At 68.3% G+C, this 15204-nt stretch carries 12 protein-coding genes; 6 read left to right on the top strand and 6 right to left on the bottom strand.

All coding sequences use genetic code 11. The features are described 5' to 3' along the window. The first annotated feature begins 28 nt into the window (after positions 1-28). Positions 29-601 carry a rhomboid family intramembrane serine protease gene (locus ACE3QP_RS02385; protein ID WP_374433283.1) on the top strand — a complete coding sequence of 191 codons (573 nt, stop codon included), beginning with the start codon at positions 29-31 and terminating at the stop codon, positions 599-601. Positions 602-694: 93 nt separating this feature from the next. Here the strand turns inward: ACE3QP_RS02385 and galU are convergent, their stop codons facing one another. Together galU and ACE3QP_RS02375 are read right to left on the bottom strand one after the other, a co-directional pair. Continuing rightward, on the bottom strand, positions 695-1567 hold the full coding sequence (gene galU / locus ACE3QP_RS02380) for a UTP--glucose-1-phosphate uridylyltransferase GalU (protein ID WP_374433281.1): 873 nt from the start codon (positions 1565-1567) through the stop codon (positions 695-697). Positions 1568-1578: 11 nt separating this feature from the next. Continuing rightward, positions 1579-4398: a valine--tRNA ligase gene (locus ACE3QP_RS02375; protein ID WP_374433280.1), complete on the bottom strand. Its 2820-nt coding sequence runs from the start codon at positions 4396-4398 to the stop codon at positions 1579-1581. 179 nt (positions 4399-4577) lie between these two features. Here ACE3QP_RS02375 and ACE3QP_RS02370 point away from each other — a divergent pair, with 179 nt between their 5' ends. After that, positions 4578-5699 (top strand): beta-ketoacyl-ACP synthase III, encoded by a 1122-nt coding sequence (locus ACE3QP_RS02370; protein WP_374433278.1) that lies wholly within the window; start codon positions 4578-4580, stop codon positions 5697-5699. Here ACE3QP_RS02370 and ACE3QP_RS02365 read toward each other — a convergent pair. Beyond that, positions 5686-7926, bottom strand: a complete 2241-nt coding sequence (locus tag ACE3QP_RS02365) for a penicillin-binding protein 1A (protein ID WP_374433276.1) — start codon at positions 7924-7926, stop codon at positions 5686-5688. The genes ACE3QP_RS02370 and ACE3QP_RS02365 overlap by 14 nt on opposite strands. A gap of 95 nt (positions 7927-8021) precedes the next feature. Here ACE3QP_RS02365 and sbcB point away from each other — a divergent pair, with 95 nt between their 5' ends. The 3 genes from sbcB to ACE3QP_RS02350 are packed head-to-tail and all read left to right on the top strand — an operon-like array spanning position 8022 to position 10787. Further along, positions 8022-9497, top strand: a complete 1476-nt coding sequence (sbcB, locus tag ACE3QP_RS02360) for an exodeoxyribonuclease I (RefSeq protein WP_374433274.1) — start codon at positions 8022-8024, stop codon at positions 9495-9497. 51 nt (positions 9498-9548) lie between these two features. Next, positions 9549-10460, top strand: a complete 912-nt coding sequence (locus ACE3QP_RS02355) for a GGDEF domain-containing protein (RefSeq protein ID WP_374433272.1) — start codon at positions 9549-9551, stop codon at positions 10458-10460. A gap of 33 nt (positions 10461-10493) precedes the next feature. Beyond that, positions 10494-10787: a hypothetical protein gene (locus ACE3QP_RS02350; RefSeq protein ID WP_198109343.1), complete on the top strand. Its 294-nt coding sequence runs from the start codon at positions 10494-10496 to the stop codon at positions 10785-10787. Here ACE3QP_RS02350 and ACE3QP_RS02345 read toward each other — a convergent pair whose 3' ends face one another. Next, positions 10788-12707, bottom strand: coding sequence for a bifunctional 2',3'-cyclic-nucleotide 2'-phosphodiesterase/3'-nucleotidase (locus ACE3QP_RS02345; protein ID WP_374433270.1), 1920 nt, complete (start codon positions 12705-12707; stop codon positions 10788-10790). Positions 12708-12795: 88 nt separating this feature from the next. Between ACE3QP_RS02345 and ACE3QP_RS02340 the strand changes: the two genes are divergently transcribed. Further along, positions 12796-13797, top strand: a complete 1002-nt coding sequence (locus tag ACE3QP_RS02340; RefSeq protein WP_374433268.1) for a GGDEF domain-containing protein — start codon at positions 12796-12798, stop codon at positions 13795-13797. Positions 13798-13812: 15 nt separating this feature from the next. Here the strand turns inward: ACE3QP_RS02340 and ACE3QP_RS02335 are convergent, their stop codons facing one another. Together ACE3QP_RS02335 and ACE3QP_RS02330 are read right to left on the bottom strand one after the other, a co-directional pair. Continuing rightward, positions 13813-14622 carry a sulfite exporter TauE/SafE family protein gene (locus ACE3QP_RS02335; protein WP_374433267.1) on the bottom strand — a complete coding sequence of 270 codons (810 nt, stop codon included), beginning with the start codon at positions 14620-14622 and terminating at the stop codon, positions 13813-13815. Beyond that, the gene (locus tag ACE3QP_RS02330; RefSeq protein WP_374433265.1) at positions 14619-15071 is read right to left on the bottom strand and encodes an EVE domain-containing protein; all 453 of its coding nucleotides are present in this window, start codon (positions 15069-15071) and stop codon (positions 14619-14621) included. The genes ACE3QP_RS02335 and ACE3QP_RS02330 overlap by 4 nt, the downstream gene beginning before the upstream one ends. Positions 15072-15204 lie beyond the last annotated feature (133 nt).

Here is a 15204-nt window from a genome sequence, read left to right as displayed (position 1 = left end):
GACCCGGGGTGCGTTTCCGAGTGAGCCCATGCCCCCGATGATGCCCGTCACCAAGGCCTTGATGCTGATCTGCGTCGGCATGTTCTGCCTGGGTGAACTGTGGCCCTATTTGGCCGGCTGGCTGGCCCTGTACCCGATCGCCTCCGGCTTCTTCCTCCCCTGGCAGCCGATCACCTACGCCTTCCTGCATGGAGACGTGCTGCACCTGTTCTTCAACATGCTCGGCCTGTGGATGTTCGGTACCGAGTTGGAGCGCGTGCTGGGGCAAAAACGCTACGTCCAGCTGCTGTTGGCGGGCGTGCTGAGCGCTGCCGCGGTGCAGTTGGTGTTCACGGCGGCGATCGGGAGCAACGTGCCCACCGTGGGTGCCTCCGGTGCACTGTACGGCCTGCTGCTGTGCTTCGGCATGCTGTTCCCGGATCGGGTCATCATGCCGCTGTTCCCCCCCATCCCCATGAAGGCCAAGGTCTTCGTGGCGGTGTTCGGCGGCTTGGAGCTGCTGATGGGCTTGACGGGCGGCGGCGGCGTGGCGCACTTCGCCCATCTGGGCGGCATGCTGGGGGCCTACGCCCTGATGCGCTACTGGCGGCGCGGACGCTGAGCGAAGACCGAGGCGCGCCCTGAGGGCTCACCGACGCCCTGCGAAGGGTTCACCATGTCCAGCGTGGTGAGCGCGGCCTGCAAGGCCGCTGGATCAGAGCGCTAGGCCTTGCAGGTACTGGCGGAAGCCCGGGCCGAGCTGCGGGTGCGCCAGGGCCAGCTCGACATTGGCCTCCAGAAAGCCTTCCTTGCTGCCGCAGTCGTAGCGCCGGCCTTCGTAGCGGTAGGCGAACACCTTCTCGCGGCGCAGCAGGCCGGCAATGCCATCCGTCAGCTGGATCTCGCCGCCCACGCCCCGCGGCTGGTTTGCAATCTCACGCAGCACGCCGGGCGTGAGGATGTAGCGGCCCGCCACCCCCAGCTTTGAAGGCGCGACTTCCGGTGCCGGCTTCTCGACGATGCGGTTGATATCGAGCAGGCGTTCGTTGACCTCGGTGCCGGCCACGATGCCGTAGCGCCGTGTGTGCTCGGCGGGCACCTCTTGCACCGCAATGATGCTGGCGCGCCACTCGGCGAACTGCTCGGCCATCTGCTGCAGGATGGGCTTCTCGCCCACCATCAGGTCATCGGCCAGCAGCACGGCGAAGGGGTCATTGCCGATCAGGCGCTGCGCGCACAGCACGGCGTGCCCGAGACCCAGGGCCTGGGCCTGGCGAACGTAGATGCACTCCATGTCGTCGGGCTTGACTGAGCGCACCACGTCCAGCAGCTCCTGCTTGTTGGCCTGCTGCAGCGCAACCTCCAGCTCGAAGGTCATGTCGAAATGGTCTTCGATCGGTCGCTTGTGGCGGCCGGTGACGAAGATCATTTCGCGCACTCCCGCCGCATAGGCCTCTTCGACCGCGTACTGGATCAGCGGCTTGTCCACCACCGGCAGCATTTCCTTGGGCTGCGCCTTGGTGGCGGGCAGGAAGCGGGTGCCGAGCCCGGCGACGGGAAAGACGGCCTTGGTGACGGGTGCGTTCATAGCAGGAGTCCTCAGCCCAGGCGGGCCAGTTGTTCACGTTGCTGGGTCAGCTGGGCCTCGAAGTCGGCCAGGCGTTGGCGCTCCTGGGCGACCACCGCCTCGGGGGCGCGGGCCACAAAGCTTTCATTGCCGAGCTTGGCCCGTGCCTTGGTGATTTCGCCTTCCAGGCGGGCTACTTCCTTGGCCACGCGGGCCCGCTCGGCCTCGATGTCGATCTGCACCTCCAGCGCCAGCTTGGCCTGGCCCAGCACCAGCACCGGGGCGAGGCGGCTGGCCTCGGCGAAGGCGGCTTCATCCAGTACGCGCAGCTCGCTGAGCTTGGCCAGGGCCTTGAGCAGCGGGGCGGCCTCGGCCAGGAAGGCGGTGTCCCCGCTCACCAGCAGGGGCACGCGTTCGGCCGGGCTGAGCTTCATTTCCGAGCGCAGGCTGCGGCAGATGCCGACGGCCTCCTTCAGGCGCGCCACCCAGGCTTCCGAGGCCTCGTCCAGCTTGTCTAGCTGCGCCTGGGGGTAGGCGGCGCTGACGATGCGGCGCCCGTCATCGGGCTTCTTGCGGTCGGCCACCACCGCCACCGTTTGCCACAGCTCCTCGGTGATGAACGGGGTGATCGGGTGCAGCGCGCGCAGCACGGTCTCCAGCACGCGGATCAGGGTGCGCCGGGTGCCGCGCGCGGCGGCCTCGTTGCCGGCGGCCTTGGCCTCCTGCAGCTGCACCTTGGCAATCTCCAGGTACCAATCGCAGTACTCGTCCCAGACGAAGCTGTAGAGCGTGTTGGCGACCAGATCGAGGCGGTAGTCCTCGAAGGCCTTGGCGACCTCGGCCTCAACGCGTTGCAGGCGGCTGACGATCCAGCGATCGGCCGCACTGAAGTGATTGAAGCCGGGCGGGCACACGCCACCCGGGTGCTCGCGGAAGCCGCAGTCCTGGCCTTCCGTGTTCATCAGCACGAAGCGGGTGGCGTTCCAGAGCTTGTTGCAGAAGTTGCGATAGCCCTCGCAGCGCTTGCTGTCGAAGTTGATCGAGCGGCCCAGCGTGGCCAGCGAGGCGAAGGTGAAGCGCAGCGCGTCGGCGCCGTAACCGGGAATGCCTTCGGGGAATTCTTGCTCGGTGGCCTTGCGCACCTTCGGCGCGGTTTCGGGCTTGCGCAGGCCGGTGGTGCGCTTGTCCAGCAGCGGGGCCAGCTCAATGCCGTCGATCAGGTCCACCGGGTCCAGCACATTGCCTTCGCTCTTGCTCATCTTCTTGCCGTGGGCATCAAGCACCAGGCCGTGGATGTAGACATGGCGGAAGGGCGGCTTGCCGGTGAAGTGCTTGGTCATCATGATCATCCGGGCCACCCAGAAGAAGATGATGTCGTAGCCGGTCACCAGCACGCTGCTGGGCAGGAACAGGTCCTGCTCCTGCGCGTTCAGCGTGGAGAAAGGCACCAGGGCCGATGAGTACCAGGTGTCGAGCACGTCCTCGTCACGGGTGAGCTTCTTGCCGGGCGCCTGGGCCTGGGCCTCGGCCTCGCTGCGGGCCACGTAGACCTGGCCGTCCTCGTCGTACCAGGCCGGGATCTGGTGGCCCCACCAGAGCTGGCGGCTGATGCACCAGTCCTGGATGTTCTTCATCCACTGGTTGTAGGTGTTGACCCAGTTCTCGGGCACGAACTTCACTTCGCCCGATTCGACCGCCTCGATGGCGCCCTGGGCGATCGACTTGCCGTTCTTGCCCGGCTTGCTCATGGCGACGAACCATTGGTCCGTCAGCATCGGCTCGATGACCTGACCGGTGCGGGCGCAGCGCGGCACCATCAGCTTGTGCTTCTTGACCTCGACCAGCAGACCCTCGGCCTCCAGCTGCGCCACGATGGCCTTGCGGGCGGCGAAGCGGTCCTGGCCGACGTAGCTGGCCGGGATGTCGGTGGCCTCATGGGCGCTGACCTTGGCCTCCAGGTCGAAGATGGTCAGCATCGGCAGGCCATGGCGCAGGCCCACCTGATAGTCGTTCTGGTCATGCGCCGGCGTGACCTTGACGACGCCGGTGCCGAAGGCCTTGTCCACGTACTCGTCGGCAATCACCGGCACCAGGCGGCCGGTGATGGGTAGCTTGACCTGCTTGCCGATCAGGTGGGTATAGCGCTCGTCTTCGGGGTGCACCATCACCGCGGTGTCGCCGAGCATGGTTTCGGGGCGGGTGGTGGCCACCACGAGGGATTCCGCGCCATCGGCTAGCGGGTAGCGGATGTGCCAGAGCGAACCGTCTTCTTCTTCGCTCTCGACCTCCAGATCGGAGACGGCGGATTTCAGGATCGGGTCCCAGCTCACCAGGCGCTTGCCGCGGTAGATCAGGCCTTCGTCGTACAGCTTGACGAAGGTGTCGGTGACGGTGGCCGAGAGCTTCTCGTCCATCGTGAAGTACTCATGGTCCCAGCTCACCGAGGCGCCCATTCGGCGCATCTGGGTGGTGATGGTGTTGCCCGACTCTTCCTTCCACTCCCAGACCTTGGCGACGAAGTTCTTGCGGCCCAGGTCGTGGCGGCTCACGCCCTGGCCCTGCAGCTGGCGCTCCACCACGATCTGGGTGGCGATGCCGGCATGGTCGGTGCCCGGCACCCACAGGGTGTTGTGACCCTTCATGCGGTGCAGCCGGGTCAGCGCGTCCATGATGGTCTGGTTGAACGCATGGCCCATGTGCAGGGTGCCGGTCACATTGGGCGGCGGCAGCTGGATGCTGAAGCTGGGCTTGGCCTTGTCCAGGGTCGGGGCGTAGAGGCCTTCGCGCTCCCAGGTCGGTCCCCAATGGGCTTCCAGGGCGGCGGGTTCAAAGGACTTGGCGAGTTCGGTCATGGCGCGGATGGAGACTGCGGCCCAGAGCGGGCCAAAGGGAGGCGGATTCTAGGGAGGGGCAGGGCCTGTGGCCGAGCCTGGCGGCAGGTTCTGGAGCCGCGGCTCCAGGCTCGCGGGCCGCCAGGCCTGGGGCCCTGCCTACACTGCGCCGCCACAACATCGATACCCGGAGACCCACCATGTTCGACGCCGTCATCACCGGTACCGGCCTGTACCGGCCGCCGCATCAGATTTCGAATGCCGAGTTGGTGGAGGCCTTCAACGCCTATGTCGAGCGGCACAACCGCGAGCATGCGGCCGCCATTGCCGCTGGGGAGCGGGAGGCTCTGCAGCCCTCCAGCGTCGAGTTCATCGAGAAGGCCAGCGGCATCAAGAGCCGCTACGTGATGGACAAGCAGGGCGTGCTGGACCCGGAGCGCATGTACCCGCACATCGCGGCGCGGCCGGATGACGCGCTTTCGCTGATGGCCGAGATCGCCGTGGACGCTGCCCGCCAAGCCTGCACCGCCGCCGGGCGCCAGACCTCCGACATCGACGCCGTGTACTGCGCCGCCGCGAACATGCAGCGGGCCTATCCGGCGATGGCCTGCGAGATCCAGGCCGCGCTGGGCGCCAGGGGCTACGGCTTCGACATGAACGTGGCCTGCTCCTCGGCCACCTTCGCCATCGAGCAGGCCGTCAATGCCGTCAAGGTGGGCAGTGCCCAATGCGTGCTGGTGGTCAACCCCGAGATCACCTCGGCCCACCTGGAATGGCGCGACCGCGATTGCCACTTCATCTTTGGCGACACCTGCACCGCCATCCTGATCGAGCGCGCCGACCTGGCCGTCAGCCCGGAGCGCTGGAAGATCGAGGGCACGCAGCTCGCCACTCAGTATTCGAACAACATCCGCAACAACTTCGGCTTCATGAACCGCTGCGAAGACAGCAACTGGCAGGAGCGGGACAAGACCTTCCGCCAGGAAGGACGCAAGGTCTTCAAGGAAGTGGTGCCGATGGCCGCCGCCCACATCGAAACGCATTTGCAGCGCCTGGGCATGAAGCCCGCTGACATGCGCCGCTACTGGCTGCACCAGGCCAATCTGGGCATGAACCAGTTGGTCATCAAGAAGCTGGTGGGTGCCGAGGCCGGCTCCAGCGTGGCACCGCTGATCCTGGACGAGTGGGCCAACACCGCCTCGGCCGGTTCCATCATTGCTTTCCACGAGCACCGGGCCGATATGCAGCCCGGCGACCGTGGCGTGATCTGCTCCTTCGGTGCGGGCTACTCGATCGGCAGCGTGGTGCTTACCCGCCAGTAGCTGAGGCGGCACTGGCCGCCGGCGCCGGGCTGCCGATCCAGGCACGCGCGGCGCTGCCGGCAAACTCTTCGTAGAACCATTCGCCGTCAAGTTGCACCAGCCCGTCCTCGGGCGGCTGCAGCGGTGCAGGAGTCACCCCTTTAAGCGCTGCGCGCAGGGTGTCCACCCAGACTGGCAGGGCCAGGCCGCCGCCCGATTCGCGCTCGCCCAGCGAGCGCGGCTGCGGGTAGCCGATCCACACCGCGGCGGCGCGCTGCGCCTGAAAGCCCACGAACCAGGCATCCACGGCGTCGTTGGTGGTGCCCGTCTTGCCGTACAAATCCTGGCGCTGCAGCGCCGCACTGGCGCGTGCGCCCGTGCCTTGCAGCATCACGGCGTTCAGCAGTTGGGCCGTCATGAAGGCATTGCGGGGCGAAATCGCCTGGGCGCGCTGAGGCTCCGCTGCGGCGTAAAGCTGTTCGCCCTTGCTGTCGGTCACCTTGCTGATCAGCCGCGGCTCCACCTTCAGGCCGCCGCTGGCAAACACCGCGTAGGCGCGTGCCATCTGCAGCGGCGTGGCCGCGCCCGAGCCCAGCGCCAGGGTCAGGTTGAGGGGCTGGCGCTCGGCCTCGAGGCCGAACTGCGCAGCCCAGGCCCGCACCTCCTGCGGGCCCAGCTCCTGCACCAGGCGGATGGTGGGCATGTTCTTGCTGCGCGCCAGGGCTTCGCGCAGGCTGAGCTCGCTCTGGTACTCGCCGTCGTAGTTCTGCGGGTTCCAGTCGCCGATGTGCAGGGCCTCGTCGCTGACATGGGTGCGCGCATGCGCGCCCTTTTCGATGGCGGCCGAGTAGACGAAGGGCTTGAAAGCCGACCCCGGTTGCCGGTAGGCCTGGGTGGCGTGGTTGAACTGCAGGCGTTGGAAGTCGAACCCGCCGACGAGCGCCCGGATGCTGCCGTCCTGCGGGTCCAGGCTCACCACCGCGCCCTCGGCCTGCGGCCGCTGTGCGAGCTGCCAGCGCCCGGGTGCCAGTTCCTGCACCCGCACCTTCGCGCCGCGCTGCAGGCGTTTGGCCACCGGCACCTGCGGGCCGATGAAGGGCAGGGCAGGGCGCAGGGCGGCGCCGCTGAGCGCCACGCGTCGCCCATCGCGCAGCTGGATCTCCAGGGCATCGCGGCTCACCGCCCGCACGATGCCGGCCAGCGCGTCATCCACGTCGGGGAAGTCGCTGAAGCTGGCGTCGTGGATGTCACCGTCGGCCTCCAGTTCCGCCATGCCTTCCTCCGCGCCGCGGTAGGCCTGGCGGCGCTCCAGCGCCCAGAGCGCTTTGTGCAGGGCCTGGTGGGCGGCCAGTTGCTCGCCTGCCATCAAGGTGGTGTGGGCCACCAGGCCGCGCGTGTAGAGCTCCTCGCCGTAGCGCTCGAACAGTTCCGCCCGCACCATCTCCAGCGCGTGGTCGGACTTGCCGGCCAGCGCGGAGGGCTGGCGCAGCTTCAGCGCCAGCTTGCGCGCGGCTTCGGCCTGCGCGGCAGTGAGCAGGCCCACCGCCTGCATCCGCCCCAGCACATGATGCTGGCGCTTGATGGCGCGCGGCAGGTTGACGGCCGGGTTCACATGCTGCGGGTTCTGCGGCAAACCGGCCAGCATGGCCACCTCGGCCGTGTTGAGTTCGTCGAGTTGCTTGCCGAAATATCGTTCGGCGGCGGCGGCGAAGCCGTAGGAGCGATGACCCAGATAGATCTGGTTCATGTAGACCTCCAGGATCTTGGCCTTGCCCAGTTCCCGCTCCATCTTCAGGGCCAACAGCATTTCCACCAGCTTGCGGCTGAGGATCTGCTTCTTGGTCAGGTACATGTCCCGCGCCAGCTGCTGCGTGATGGTCGAGGCGCCCTGTCGGCGTTCGCTCCAGAGGTTGTTCCAGACCGCGCGCAGGATGCCGCTGAAGTCCAGGCCGGGGTGGTTCCAGAAGTCCACATCCTCCACCGCCAGCAAGGCGTCCTGCAGGCCTTTGGGGATCTGGGCCAGGGGCACGAAGCGCCGACGCTCGCTGCCAAACTCACCCAGCAGCTCCCCCTCGGCGCTGAGCACCCGCAGCGGCTGCTTGGGCTGGTAGTCCGACAGCGCTTCCAGGTCCGGGAGCTGTTGCCAGATGAATGCGGCCGCCAAGGCGGTGATGAGGCTCAGGGCGAGCAGGGGTCCGAGAACCCAGATCAGCAGGCGTCGCAGCAAGGGCAGTGAGGGCAGGGCCAAAGCCGCGAATTATGCTTAGCGCCCCCGGGCCGGCCGGCGGTCGGCCGCCCGAAGGGCCGGGAGCTCGGGAGCGGCCCTTCTTTCGCTGTGAGCCCATGTCCGCACCCCTGAGCTTCTACTGGCACGACTACGAGACCTTCGGTCGCAACCCGCGCCTGGACCGTCCGGCGCAGTTTGCGGGCATTCGCACCGACGCCGAGCTCAACGAGATCGGCAGCCCGCTGATGCAGTACTGCCAGCCGGGTGATGACACGTTGCCCGACCCGGAGTCCTGCCTGATCACCGGCATCCTGCCGCAGACCTGTCAGGCCCGCGGCATGCCCGAACCCGCTTTTGCCGCCGCCATCGAGCGCGAGCTCGGGGCGCCAGGCACGGTGGGCTGTGGCTACAACACCCTGCGCTTTGACGACGAGTTCACCCGCCATCTGTTCTGGCGCAACCTGCTCGATCCCTATGCCCGCGAATGGCAGAACGGCTGCGGGCGCTGGGATTTGCTCGACTTGGTGCGTGCGGCCTATGCGCTCCGCCCTGAGGGGATCGAGTGGCCGCTTGGCGATGACGGACGCACAAGCTTCAAGCTGGAGAAGCTCTCGGCCGCCAATGGCCTGGCGCATGAGGCGGCGCACGATGCGTTGTCGGACGTGCGGGCCACGATTGCGCTGGCCCGGCTGCTGCGCCAGCGCCAGCCGCGCCTGTTCGAGTTCGCGCTCAAGCTGCGCCGCAAGGAGGCGGTCTGGGCGGAGGTGGGCGAGGCGCCGCGGCCCCTGCTGCATGTGTCGGGCATGTACGGCGTCGAGCGCGGTTGTCTGGCCCTGGTCTGGCCGCTGGGCATGCACCCGCGCAACAAGAACGAGCTGATCCTTTGGGATCTGGCCGCCGACCCCGCCGAACTGTTCGGCCTGCGCCCCGAGCAGATCCGCGCCCGTCTGTTCGTGCGCCAGTCCGAACTGCCCGAGGGCGTGTTGCGCCTGCCGATCAAGACCCTGCACGCCAACAAGTCACCGTTCGTCGTCAGCAGTCTGCAGACCTTGAGGCCGGAACTGGCCGAGCGCTGGGGTCTCAATATGCAGGCGCAGCTCGGCCATGCCGAGCTCTTGCGTCAGCGTGGCCGGCAGCTGGACGGGCTCTGGTCCGAGGTCTACGCCAGCGCGCCGACGGAGTCGGTCGATCCGGAGGCCAATCTGTACGGCGGCTTCGTGGCGGATGCCGACCGCAAGGCGCTGATCCAGCTGCGCGGCTGGAGTGCGGCAGAACTGGCCGAGCGGGCGCGTTCGGGCCGCCTGCACCTGAGCGACGCGCGCCTGGAAGAGCTGGTGTGGCGCTACCGGGCCCGCCACCAGGCCGAGCAGCTGGATGCCGCCGAGCGTCAGGGCTGGCTTGCCCAGCGGGCGCGCCGCCTGCATCTGGGCGAGGGCGGCGGTCTGCCGCTGGCCGACTACCTGGACCGCCTGGATCAACTGCAGGCCCAGCACGACGATGAGCGCAGCCAGGCTCTGCTGGAGGCGCTGGTGGACTGGGTGGAGGGCATCGCGCCGCCGCACCCGGACGAATTGCGGGATAGCGCCGCTTGACCGCCCCACTTCTTGGGTGAAGATCGCCCCATTCCCCTGCCAGGAGCCGTCATGACCGACCCCCTCGCCGCCAACCGCCTGCAGGCCCTGCTGGTGCGGTCCCCCGTGGCCGCCGCCTTTGTCAGCCAGGGGCAGTTCACGGTCGTCAGCGAACCTTTCAATCACATGTTCGGGCAGGGTGACGACCATGACCTGGGCAGCCAGCCGATCCGGGCCGTGTTTGTCTCTGACGCTTCCCACGCGGCGGTGTCCGAGCGTCTGGCGGCGGCCTATCAGTCTGGCCAGCCTCTGAATGAGGAAGTTGAGTTCGTGCGGCGCGATGGCGGGCGCTTCTGGGGCAAGCTCAGCGCCAGCCCGCTGGACTGGCAGGAGCCCAAGGGTGAGGCGCTGTGGATCGTCGAGGACGTCACGGCTGCCCGCGCGGCCCGTCTGGCGCCGACCTGGACGGCCAAGCACGACCCGGTCACCGAACTGGCGAACCGGCGGGAGTTCGAGCGTCGCCTTTCGGATCATGTGGGCAGCCGCCGCAACGAGCCGGTGACCGTGCTTTGGCTGGATCTGGACAAGTTCGGCGAGATCGTCACCGGCATGGGCAACGAGACCGCCGATCACTTCCTTTACGGCATCGGCCAGCTGCTGCAGGCACGGGTGCGGGCTTCGGACACCGTGGCGCGCATCGAAAAGGACCGCTTTGCCGTGCTGTTGCCCGATTGCAACCAGCACTACGCCGAGATCGTTGCTGAAAAGATGCGTTCTGCCATCGCCGCCTACCGGCTGCGCTGGGGTTTGCATCGGGCGCGGGTCAAGGTCAGCATCGGTGTGGTGCTGCTGCAGAACAGCCTGGAAACCCCGGACTCCGTGCTCGCGGCGGCCAGCCTGGCCTGTGGCGAAGCCAAGGCCGCCGGGGGCGACTGCGTGCGGGTGTTTGTGTCGGCAGGCAGCTTTGAGGCGGTGGCCGGCTGATAATTAAGCCGTTTTCACCCCGGAGTTCCTGAGATGGCTGTCGAGTTGTCCACTGCCTTGGCGGGCTTGTCGGCGGCGCAGGAGCGGCTGCGGGCGTCGGCCAACAACGTGGCGCTGTCGTCCGTCAAGCTCATGCGCACCGAGCCTGAGTCGCGTCCCGACCTGAACCAGGGGGCTGCCTCCGAGTTCCAGCTGCAGGCGCGAGACCCTGACTTGGCGCGTTCGCTGGTCGAACAACGCACCGCGACGTACCAGTTCATCGCCAACTTGCGCGTGCTGCAGACGCAGCTGGCGGTGTCCGGCGTGATGCTGGACATCTACGCCTGATCAGCGCCCGCCCAGGCTGAAGCGCTGCAGGCCGGCTTCGGGCTGGCCCAGGGTCTGCACGCCCGCTGCCTGCTCCAGATGGCGAGCGGCTTCTGGCAAACCCCGGAACACCAGACGAATGCCCGGCACCGGCTGGATCCACCAGTTGTGGTCCGGCTCGGTCGAAACCGTGCCGAGCTGTCGCATGTGATCCAGCAGCACTTGGCGGCTGTCCGCGCGGCCTTCTGCCACCACTTCGGCGCCCTGCAGCGCCGCAAAGCGGCCACCGCCCTCGGCGCGGTAGCTGTTCGTGGCCACGACGAACTCCTGTTCCGTGCGCACTGGCTGGCCCTGGTACTCCAGCAGCGCAACGCGCTGGCCGCCATCCGGGCGGCGCTGGCCGTAGCTCGTGTAGCGCGGCCGCTGCGTCAGGTCGAACGCATAGCGCACGCCGTCGATCACATCAAAGTTGTAGGAAGGGTAGTCCGGGTCGAGCAGCTCCTGCTCGGCCGGGCCGTCCGGGTCGATGGTGCGGAACTGGCCGGCCACCATTTCCAGCCAGTCACGCAGCTGCGCACCGGTGACCCTCAAGGCCTTGAATCGGTTCTGGTAGGGGTAGAGATCGACCGCATGCTTGAGCGCCAGCGGGCCGACCGGGATGTCGGCCGCCTGGCCGTGCAGGCTGGTGGTCTTGAACGGGGAGGCGGCGGAGAGCCGCGGCAAGGCCTCCCAGCGGCTGCCCTTCAATTCGCGATCGAGCTGCGCCAGCTGCGCCTCGTTCAGCAATTGCAGCGCGGCGCTGTCCAGCACCTGGGCAAAGTGGGTGTGCAGGGGCACCCGGCTCTGGGCCACCGGCTGCTGCACCCAGGCCCGCGTGGCCTCGTGCTCTTGTTGGATCAGCGGCGCCAGCCAAGCAGCAGGTTCGGCACGTGCCCGCTGCTGCTGGGCATCCCACACCGGGCGCAGCGTGCTGCGTGATTCGCGTACCTGCCAGCGGCCGTGCCTGCGTTCCAGCAGCAGGTCGATGAGGCCCAGATGGTCGCCCCAGCGGCCGGCCATCACGGCCGGCACCTTGCCGATGCGTCCGCGTTCGACATCGACGCCGGGGTGCTGGGCATAGGCTGGGGAGGGGAACAGGCCGTGCGCATGGCCGAGCAGCAGGGCGTCCACCCCCGGCAGCGCGGCCAGCGCCAGCGCCACGTTGTCGTCCAGGGGCCGGGCCGCCTGGCCGGCCGGCTCCAGGCCGGTGTGGGCCAGCAGCAGCACCAGGTCGGCACCCTGCCGGCGCAGCTGGCGCACCCAGTGGCGGGCGCTCGTCACCGCGTCCTGGGTGCGCAGACGCCCCAGCAGCTGTTCGCGCAGCAAGGCCACGCTGCGCGGCGGCGCCAGGCCGATGACACCGACCCGCAGCCGATGCACCCGGCCCTGCTCATCCCGCCAGCGCCGCTCCAGCATCACGGCCGGCTTGAATGCGGGCTTGCCGCTGTGGCTGTCCAGCAAGTTGGCACTCAGCACCGGGAAGGGAACGCCTTGCAGCGCGCGGCGCAGAAAGGGCAGGCCGAAGTCGAATTCATGATTGCCCAGGTTGGCGGCGTCCACCTGCAAGGCGCGCAGCACGCGGTAGGCCGGGTGCAGTTGCTCGGGCGGCCAGTTGCCTTGGTGCGCCAGCCAGTCGCCGAGTGGGCTGCCCTGCAGCAGGTCACCGTTGTCAAACAGCAGGTGGTTGGGTACCTCGGCACGCGCCTGCTCGATCAAGCTGGCCGTGCGGGCCAGGCCGAACTGGGGGCTGGCGCGATCCAGCGTGTAGTCGTGGTCGAGCAGCTGCATGTGCACGTCGGTCGTCAGCAGCAGGCGTAGCGGCAGGCGCTGGGCCGCGCCAGGCAGGCTCAGTAACAGACCGAACAGCAGCGCCAGCAGGTGGCGGGGCAGGGACACAATCATGGTCTCCATCCTAGGGGGCTTGCCCGGCCCACCTTGCCAGCGCCGGCAGGGTGAGTGGGCGAGGACCCCAACGAATCGCAGGTGATCGATGAGCGCAGCGCCCGAACCGTCTCCCAACCCCGCCACCTGGTACCAGGAGCTGGGGGCCGATGCCACCGCCAGCACCTTCTGGCAGATGTTTGAAGCCCTGGGGGCGATGCTGTCGGTCAAGTCGATGGCGCAGGGTCGCTACGTGCAGGCGTCCGAAGGGCTGGATCGCCTGTTCGAGCGCAGTGAATCCAGCCTGGTGGGCTCCAACGACGGCGACCTGATGCGCCCTGATGAGGCCGCGGCGATGCGGCGGGTCGAGCTGCAGGTGCTGCAAAGCCGCAGCGTCTCCGTCAGTGAGCACCGCCTGGAACTCAGTGGGCGGCGGCGCGAGTTCACCTTGGTGCGCGCCCCGCTGGGCCCGCAGCACGTGATGGCTGCTTGGCTGGAGCGCACCCAGGAGCGGCAGCGCGAAATGCACCTGCAGCGCGCGCTGGCGCAGATCGAGCAGCATCAGACCGAGATCGAGAACCTGCGCCGCCAGGCCCAGGCCGGCAGCGGGCGCGACGAAACCACCGGCCTGCAGCAGCGTGGCCCCTTCGATGAGCTGCTGCAGCGCGAGATGGACCTCTCGACCCGCGAACACCGGGAGTTCGCACTGGTGCTGATCGCGCTGGACCTGCCCAGCGCCTTGATGGGCGACGAGCACGCCCCCGCGCGCCAGCGTTTGATCGAGGCAATTGGACGCCTGCTGCGCAGCAACACCCGGGCGATGGACGCGGCCTGCCGCATCGGCGATCCGTACTTCGCCGTGCTGCTCTCCGGCGTCGGCCTGGCCACGGCGCATGCACGCATGGAACAGCTGCGCCGCCAGTGCAACCAGCAGATCGTCGCCCTGAACGGCCAGGATCTGGGGCTCTCGGTGTCGATGGGCATCGCCAGCTTCCCCCATACCGCGGCCGAGCATGGGGCCCTGCTGGGTGCCAGCCAGGAAGCTCTGGCCCAGGCGCAGCGGCGGGGGGGCAACCAGATCGTCCTGGCCGCCATTCCCTTCGGCGCCTGAGCGCCACGGATCGCTTCAGCCGCTCAGGCTGCGGCGCGCCATGTCAGCAGCCAGCACCAGCAACAGCAGGGCAAAGCCGCGCTTGAGCTTTCGCACCGGCAGGGCGTGCGCGGCGCGTGCACCCAAGGGTGCGGTCAGCATGGTGCAGGGCACCAGCACCGCCAGGGCGGGCAGGTAGAGGTAGCCGAAGGCGCCGGACAGGGCAGGCTGCAGCGACCAGCCGCCCCACACGTAGCCCAGAGTGCTGGCCAGTGCAATGGGGAAGCCCAGTGCCGCGCTGCTGGCCACGGCCTGATGGATGGGCACCGCGCACCAGCTCAGGAAGGGCACGGTGAGAAAGCCGCCGCCGGCGCCCACCAGGCCCGAGAGCAGGCCGATCACCAGCCCAACACCCAGCAGACCGGCCCGCGGCGGGAGGCTGCGTTCGGCGGGCGCCTGGGAGCCGCTCCACATCTGCCAAGCTGACAGCAGCACAAAGCCGCTGAACAAGGCTGCCAGCCACTGACCGCGCAGTAGGCCGAATAGCGCCGCGCCGGACAGCAGCCCACCCAACAGCACGCCTGGTGCCAAGCTGGCGACCACCGGCCAGCGCACGGCACCGCGGCGGTGGTGGGCGCGCACGCTTGATAGCGAGGTGCCGGTGATGCAGGCCATCGCCGTGGCAATGGCCATCTTGACGGCCAGCGGCGTCGCCACGCCCTGCCACTGCAGCAGGGCGCTCAGCGCTGGCACGAGCACCATGCCCCCGCCGATGCCCAGCAAGCCGGCCAGAAAGCCCGTCAGAACGCCCAGCAGGGCCAGGCCGAGCAGGAGTTCGATGCTCATGCCAGCAAGGGCTCCAGCAGGCGCCACTCGGCGTCGGTCACGGGCGTGATCGAGAGCCGGCTGCCCTTTTGCAGCACCTGCAGGCTCCCCAGCTCCGGCCGTTCGCGCAGCTCTTTCAGGCTCAGCAGGCGCGTCTTGCGTTCGAACGAGACGTCCACCAGCAGCCAGCGGGGTGCCTCGGGCTTGGACTTCGGGTCGTGGCACGGGCTGGCGGGATCGAACTGGGTTGGATCCGGGTACGCCGCCGAGGCCACTCGCGCCAGACCCGCAATGCCGGGCTCGGCGCAGGAGGAGTGATAGAAGAGCACGCGGTCGCCCAGCTGAAACGCATCGCGCATGAAGTTACGTGCCTGGTAATTGCGCACCCCGATCCAGGGCAGCCGGGCCAGCCGCTGCAGATCATCGATGGACGCCTCTTCGGGCTCCGACTTCATCAACCAAGTCTGCATCGTGGCTTTTGATCAAGTGCCACCGCCGAACCGGCTCCGCCGGGCCGCTGGCGGCGCCCCCTGGGGGGAGGCGGCCGAGGCCGCTTCAGGGGAGAGGGAATGTGGTGTCCATCGCGCACCGCGGGCCGCATTC

The organism is Inhella sp. (assembly GCF_041912635.1).
GTDB lineage: Bacteria > Pseudomonadota > Gammaproteobacteria > Burkholderiales > Burkholderiaceae_C > Inhella.
This window is presented reverse-complemented; position numbering and strand designations above follow the sequence as displayed.

Bases quoted from the DNA above. Each gene is read 5' to 3' on its own strand.
- ACE3QP_RS02370 (WP_374433278.1), top strand. From the start codon at position 4,578: ATGTTCGACGCCGTCATCACCGGTACCGGCCTGTACCGGCCGCCGCAT.
- ACE3QP_RS02375 (WP_374433280.1), bottom strand. From the start codon at position 4,398: ATGACCGAACTCGCCAAGTCCTTTGAACCCGCCGCCCTGGAAGCCCAT.
- galU (WP_374433281.1), bottom strand. From the start codon at position 1,567: ATGAACGCACCCGTCACCAAGGCCGTCTTTCCCGTCGCCGGGCTCGGC.
- ACE3QP_RS02385 (WP_374433283.1), top strand. From the start codon at position 29: ATGCCCCCGATGATGCCCGTCACCAAGGCCTTGATGCTGATCTGCGTC.
- ACE3QP_RS02340 (WP_374433268.1), top strand. From the start codon at position 12,796: ATGAGCGCAGCGCCCGAACCGTCTCCCAACCCCGCCACCTGGTACCAG.
- ACE3QP_RS02335 (WP_374433267.1), bottom strand. From the start codon at position 14,622: ATGAGCATCGAACTCCTGCTCGGCCTGGCCCTGCTGGGCGTTCTGACG.
- ACE3QP_RS02330 (WP_374433265.1), bottom strand. From the start codon at position 15,071: ATGCAGACTTGGTTGATGAAGTCGGAGCCCGAAGAGGCGTCCATCGAT.
- sbcB (WP_374433274.1), top strand. From the start codon at position 8,022: ATGTCCGCACCCCTGAGCTTCTACTGGCACGACTACGAGACCTTCGGT.
- ACE3QP_RS02355 (WP_374433272.1), top strand. From the start codon at position 9,549: ATGACCGACCCCCTCGCCGCCAACCGCCTGCAGGCCCTGCTGGTGCGG.
- ACE3QP_RS02345 (WP_374433270.1), bottom strand. From the start codon at position 12,707: ATGATTGTGTCCCTGCCCCGCCACCTGCTGGCGCTGCTGTTCGGTCTG.
- ACE3QP_RS02350 (WP_198109343.1), top strand. From the start codon at position 10,494: ATGGCTGTCGAGTTGTCCACTGCCTTGGCGGGCTTGTCGGCGGCGCAG.